This is a genomic window from Mariniflexile soesokkakense (genome assembly GCF_039650365.1).
Lineage (GTDB): Bacteria > Bacteroidota > Bacteroidia > Flavobacteriales > Flavobacteriaceae > Mariniflexile > Mariniflexile soesokkakense.
On the sequence record NZ_JAZHYP010000017.1, the window covers coordinates 1 to 4,376 of the forward strand.

At 38.3% G+C, this 4,376-nt stretch carries 2 protein-coding genes; both read right to left on the reverse strand.

Going from position 1 to position 4,376, the window contains the following annotated elements:
- On the reverse strand, positions 1-3,088 hold a 3,088-nt coding region (locus VP395_RS15715), incomplete at its 3' end, for a LamG-like jellyroll fold domain-containing protein (RefSeq protein WP_346242978.1).
- A gap of 251 nt (positions 3,089-3,339) precedes the next feature.
- The coding region (locus tag VP395_RS15720) for a hypothetical protein (protein ID WP_346242979.1) at positions 3,340-4,376 on the reverse strand (1,037 nt) is incomplete at its 5' end.

Sequence of the window (4,376 nt, forward strand, 5' to 3'; positions counted from 1 at the left end):
GATCTAGGTTGAAATCGTTGTTGCTGCCCTCGTCGCACTCGGCGTCATAGCCATAATCATACCCGTCGGTAGTTGTTTCACTGAAGCCCATAAGCACTTCTCTTCGTGTTTTTGGACCCACCACCGAATTAAACTCCATGCGGATTTTCTTCATTGAGTTATTTTGTTGCTCTTCGCCTGAATTCTTATCCTTTGTTTTCGGTTTTGTAGATTTTAAGAATGTAGAGCCGTTATTATATGTGCCGTTGGCATCAGACTCCTTAACAAAAATCCTTTGGCTGTTATTGAAAACCACCGTTCCGTTGGCTATAATTTCTGTAATAAAGCCCTGCCCAACCGGAAGGTATCTTGTCGGGGTTACCGTCCCGTCTTGCGAGCCATTGTTCCCGCCATAGAACCCAACAAATTGATACGCTCTACAAGACCCTAATTTGTTTACTTGGGCATAGCCACCTTGGTATTCATTTAAGTTGTGTGAATTTCCATCCCACTGTTGCCATAGCTGTAAATGACCTCCTATAACTCCCGCATTATCATCAATAAATTTATGAACATCTAATGCTGATGGATAGGGGTTTCCTAAAAGGAATTCTGTTTTTGATACAGAAGTTACAGATCCAGGGCCGCCTTTATCGGTAACACTTACTAAAATAGTCCCATTATTGGGCTTGCCTTCAAAGATGTATTGTTGCTGCAAACCAGCATTTCCAGTGCCTTTTTGGGTATAACCAATACCCGGGTTTAATAATGCGCTTGGGCTTAATGATACCCAATCCCAGTAGGTCAGACCATTTTTATAGGTATATAACCATGTTGTGCTTATTTTGTTCGTTTGATTATACGACGAGGTAAATTGCATATTAATTCCCAACTCGTTTTTAAGCATGTTTAGCTTAAAGGCCGTATTATTGGCATTGTTGGTTGCTGCGTTGTTATTGGTCAAGCCTGTTGCCCCTGTGGTTCCTACTGGCGATGACCAATAGTTGTACCTAAACACATTAGAAGTACCTTTTTGGCGGCGTAGAATTTTTCCTGTGGCAGAAGTTACCAGGTCGCTGGTTGAAGTTTGTATAAGTTGTGAATCGTCTTTTAGGTCTAAGGTGCCGTTTAATCCGAAATACCAACTATTACTAACTTGATTCGTGCCGTTTACTGTTAATGTTTTATTCGTATCAATATATAATCCAATAGATTTTAATGAATTATTGGTTGACACATTGTGTTTGATTTCTATAATACTCCAGTCTTTAATACTTGTTGCATCTTTAATATCCCAGACACTGCCATATAGCCAAGTGTTTGCAGATGCCCAATCGCCATCTGCCTTTGTTACATAAGGTATTGGGGCGGTTTCATCTTGAAATGTAGAAATATTACGAACTTTAGTAATTCTATTAAAAGATGAAAAATCTGAAGTACGCGTATTAGAAACAATATTGCTTAAAGGGTAATATGCTAATAAAGTTGTCCATGCTATTGTGGCATTGGTGGAGGTATCTGTAATATTTTTATTAATTACTTTTCCTTTTACTATACCGCCATTATTTTTAATTTCTTGATAAACCACACGTTGTATTTGGCTATCTGTAAGTGTTGTATTAAAAACCCTTACTTCATCTATATCGCCTTTAAAGTATTCACTTCCAGTACCGGTTGATCTGCGCCCTATTTCAAAATTACCATTTGTAGAGGCAGAATTGGCTATGGCAGACCCAGTAGCACCAACATTTACACTTGTTGAAAAAACACCATCTACATACAGTTTCATAAGTCCTGTGGTACTAGAAAAAGTTCCAGTTATATGGTGCCATTCATCGTATTTAATATTAGCAGCTGCCGAAATTGTTTTTAAGGTTGTTGCTGCCGTTTTTAAGGTGAATGTGGGTTTATTGCCATTTGCCAGCCATAATCTACAGCCTACATCCTCGCCCGCAATGGTCATATTGGTGGTGTTTCCGGAATCGGACAATACCCAAGCCATGATAGTTATATTGCTTTTACCGTTAATAAAATTGGATGTTGTTACATAATCATCTATTCCATCAAAATCAAGCTTAGATTCTTCAATAAAAGGGTTCACTACAACACCACTTCCGCAATTAGATAAAATTTCTTCATTCGTTGCTGGAATTACAATATTATGTACAATGTCTATTTCTTGGGTACAACTACCACAAACTGAATCAAATCCTCCGCCGTCATCTACATCATAAAACATATTGCCAGTAATACTCGCTCCATTTAAAAGTTGCGCATTTTGTCTAACAATTACTAAAGAGTTGATATTATTACCAACAATTTTGTCGTTGGTTAAAACTAAATTAGTAGTTACTAATGTACCATAATTAAAAAAAGTAGAACTATTAACAGTAAGACTACCATCTAAAATTATTAAACCATTATTAGTGACATTAGAATTAAAACTTAAATTCCCCCGGATATACATTGAGCAATAATTTTCGAGTCCACTTCCCCCCGTACCAGTCACAGAACCCGTTACATCTACAATTCCACAATTTTTCAAAGGACTATTTAAAGGAACATCTCCTTGTACGTTAATCCTTGCGTTTTGATAATTAATAACTAATGCACCGTTTGTTCCAGAAGTGTTTAAAGATCCTATTACATTCACAACTCCCTTGTTTTTAATAACAGTAGCTCCACTAGGCGCTAAATTAGTTGGATATCTGAAAGCACCAGTAGATTCAATAAAAATATCTGTAGTACTAAAGGACGTATTTGTTGGTAAATTCATGGTTCCTTCTATAATCAATGTCGAACCATTATTAAACCCATTTATAGAACCCGAATACGTAACACCTGGTGCTACATAAAAAGTTCCTTTTATTAAAGTGAAATTATTAGCATTATTGGCTCGAATACAAATAGACTCTCCCGAATTGTTAGTGGTAGGAGCTGAAATGGGCAAACCTAAAGCATTAACCCAGCCTGAAGATGTAAAACTATAAGTACAGTTAGTTGGTGCGCCTGGTGAATTAAATGGTGTGCCACTACAAGTCTGAGCTTCGACGGGGCGAAACAGAAACAAACATAATATACATAAAATGATATGTAAAGTAGGCTTCATAATGTTAACAGTTAGATTTGGGACTTTAATTATTCATTTTTTTTGTATACATAAATTTAATACTACAAAATGAATACTTGAGGGGAGTAAACATTAATAAACAAACCAAATTAATGGCCTTGAATGAATTAATTAGGGCAATATTAATAATAAATCATTTAATAATCTAATAAAACGAGGACTTTTTATCGATTAAACAACATATAAATCCGTTAAAATACCAAAAACTACTAAACATGATACTGTTTAAACTAATTAACAATTATTTTTTTGGAGGTTACCTCACCCGTTTTGGCCCTAAACCATGCCACATAGGTCCCTGTTGGCACGTTTGATATTTTTAGCCCGTTTTTGAGGGCTTCCCGTGGTACGTCGTTAAATTCCATTACCGTTTGCCCGCGCATATTTACTATGGCCAGTTTATCGATAGAGGAGCTCATTTTTTTACCGTACAAGGTGCTTGTTGCGTTTTGGTAGTAAATAAAATTCTCGTTAGTGGCTGTTTCTTCCGTACTTAGGCCCTGCTGTTCTGTCTGGAACACGATCTCGAACCTTTTGTTGAACTTGCCCTGTAGCGATGAGAACCTGTAGGGCGTACTTTGGGTCAGATCGAAATATTCGCCTGTTTCATTGTCTCTTAAATATACATCTTGGTCTCCATCTAAGTTTTCAAGCTCCGTTGCCCTGATCTCAAAGGTATTGTTGCCCGATGATTTAAAGTTCAGTGGTACCACCTTATCGTTGGCAATAGGTCCGTATGCCTGTATGTTCATGTTCTTTCCGTCCAGATCTAGGTTGAAATCGTTGTTGCTGCCCTCGTCGCACTCGGCGTCATAGCCATAGTCATACCCATCGGTAGTCGCTTCACTGAAGCCCATAAGCAGTTCCCTTCGTATTTTTGGCCCCACCACCGAATTAAACTCCAAACGGATTTTCTTCATCACATCGCTTGGTTGTGCCTCGGACGAGCTTTTGCTTTTAGCCTTAGATGATTTTGAAAAGGTTGATCCATTGCCGTAAGAACCGTCGGCATCGGCTTCTTTAACGAATACCCTTTGTCCGTTATTGAAAACCACCGTTCCGTTGGCTATGATCTCTGTGATAAAGCCCTGCCCAACCGGAAGGTATCTTGTCGGGGTTACCGTCCCGTCTTGCGAGCCATTGTTCCCGCCATAGAACCCAACGAACTGATAGGCCCTGCAGGACCCCAATTTGTTTACCTGGGCATAGCCTCCTTGGTATTCATTTAAGTTGTGTGAATTTCCATCCCATTGTTGCCATAATTGCA